The sequence below is a fragment of the Pseudomonas sp. NPDC087639 genome (assembly GCF_044743385.1).
Taxonomy (GTDB): domain Bacteria; phylum Pseudomonadota; class Gammaproteobacteria; order Pseudomonadales; family Pseudomonadaceae; genus Aquipseudomonas.
Genome location: NZ_JBIUWI010000178.1, coordinates 1 through 1758, shown reverse-complemented (window position 1 = coordinate 1758; position 1758 = coordinate 1). Strand labels below are relative to the sequence as shown.

2 protein-coding genes and 1 pseudogene are annotated in these 1758 nt (G+C 59.8%); all 3 read right to left on the bottom strand.

Features of this window, described 5'->3' with window-relative positions:
* A partial coding sequence (gene nuoL / locus ACIOVB_RS27680; RefSeq protein ID WP_401272295.1) for an NADH-quinone oxidoreductase subunit L occupies positions 1 to 1370 on the bottom strand: 1370 nt, incomplete at its 3' end.
* Positions 1367 to 1675 (bottom strand): NADH-quinone oxidoreductase subunit NuoK, encoded by a 309-nt coding sequence (nuoK, locus tag ACIOVB_RS27675; RefSeq protein ID WP_187678483.1) that lies wholly within the window; start codon positions 1673 to 1675, stop codon positions 1367 to 1369. The genes nuoL and nuoK, both read right to left, overlap by 4 nt.
* Positions 1676 to 1681: 6 nt before the next feature.
* A pseudogene (locus tag ACIOVB_RS27670) lies at positions 1682 to 1758 on the bottom strand (NADH-quinone oxidoreductase subunit J); the annotation flags it as partial.

Here is a 1758-nt window from a genome sequence, read left to right as displayed (position 1 = left end):
AGCCAGTGAGCGATGCCGTGACCGGCGAGGGCTTCGGACTTGGCTACACCGTGGAACGCGATGAAGATCAGGCGGAAGGTGTACAGCGACGTCATGAACGCACCCACCAGACCTGCATAGAGCAGACCGTGGTTGCCGCTGGCGAACGCTTCCCAAAGGATTTCGTCCTTGGAGTAGAAACCTGCGGTGACCAGTGGCAGGGCAGACAGTGCCGCGCCGCCGACGATGAAGCTGGCATAAGCCAGTGGCAGTTTCTTCCACAGGCCGCCCATCTTGAAGATGTTCTGCTCGTGGTGGCAGGCAACGATCACCGCACCGGAAGCAAGGAACAGCAGGGCCTTGAAGAAGGCGTGGGTCATCAGGTGGAAAATCGCGCCATCCCAGGCACCAACGCCCAGCGCCAGGAACATGTAGCCGATCTGGCTCATGGTCGAGTAGGCGAGGATACGTTTGATGTCGGTCTGTACCAGAGCAGCGAAACCAGCCAGAACCAGGGTCACACCACCCACGATGCCGACCAGGTGCAGGATGTCCGGCGCCAGGGTGAACAGGCCGTGAGTACGGGCGATCAGGTAAACGCCTGCGGTCACCATGGTTGCAGCGTGGATCAGTGCCGAAACCGGGGTAGGACCGGCCATCGCGTCTGCCAGCCAGGTTTGCAGCGGCAGTTGCGCCGATTTACCGACAGCGCCGCCCAGCAGCATCAGGGTCGCCAAAGTGATCCAGAAATCGCCGACCTGGAATTTCTGCGGTGCCAGCACCAGCAGTTCCTGGATGTTCAGCGTGCCCACTTGCTGGAACAGGATGAACAGGCCGATGGCCATGAACACGTCGCCGATCCGGGTCACGATGAAGGCCTTGAGTGCGGCGTTACCGTTGTTGCGGTTGCTGTAGTAGAAACCGATCAACAGGTACGAGCACAGGCCTACGCCTTCCCAACCGAAGTACAGGAACAACAGGTTATCGCCCAGGACCAGGAACAGCATGCTGGCGATAAACAGGTTGGTGTACGAGAAGAAGCGCGAGTAACCCGCTTCACCGCGCATGTACCAGGAGGCGAACAGGTGGATCAGGAAACCTACGCCAACCACCACGCCGAGCATGGTGATCGACAGGCCGTCGATGTAGAGGGCGAAGTCAGGCTTGAAGCCTTCCACCGCCATCCACTGCCAAAGCACCAGGGTGTAGTGACCGCCTTCGGGAGGCGCGACGTTGAATTGCCAGATGACGTAGGCGGTGACAATCGCCGACAAGCCAATGGAACCCACGCCGACCAGCGCCGAAAGGTTTTCCGACCAGCGTCCACGGGAGAACGACAGCAGCAGGAAACCGATCAGAGGGAATACGAAAGTCAGAAAGATTAAGTTCATCCGCGCATCTCACTGGCAGCGTCGATATCGAGCGTGTGGAAGCGGCGATACAGTTGCAGCAGGATCGCCAGGCCAATACTGGCCTCGGCGGCTGCCAGGCTGATCACCAGGATGAACATGATCTGTCCATCCGGCTGGCCCCAGCGGGCGCCTGCAACGATGAAGGCCAGTGCCGCGGCGTTCATCATCACTTCCAGACTCATCAACACGAACAAAATGTTGCGGCGGACCATCAGGCCGACCAGACCAAGGCAGAACAGGATGCCGGCAACCGCCAGTCCATGCTCGAGAGGGATAGCAGGCATGTCTTACTACTTCGCCTCGTTACGGCCCAAATGGAACGCCGTGACGGCTGCGGCGAGACGCAGCAGCGAGGCGAGTTCGACCA

Excerpts from the sequence above, each read along its gene's own strand:
- nuoK (WP_187678483.1), bottom strand. The coding sequence starts at position 1,675 with ATGCCTGCTATCCCTCTCGAGCATGGACTGGCGGTTGCCGGCATCCTG.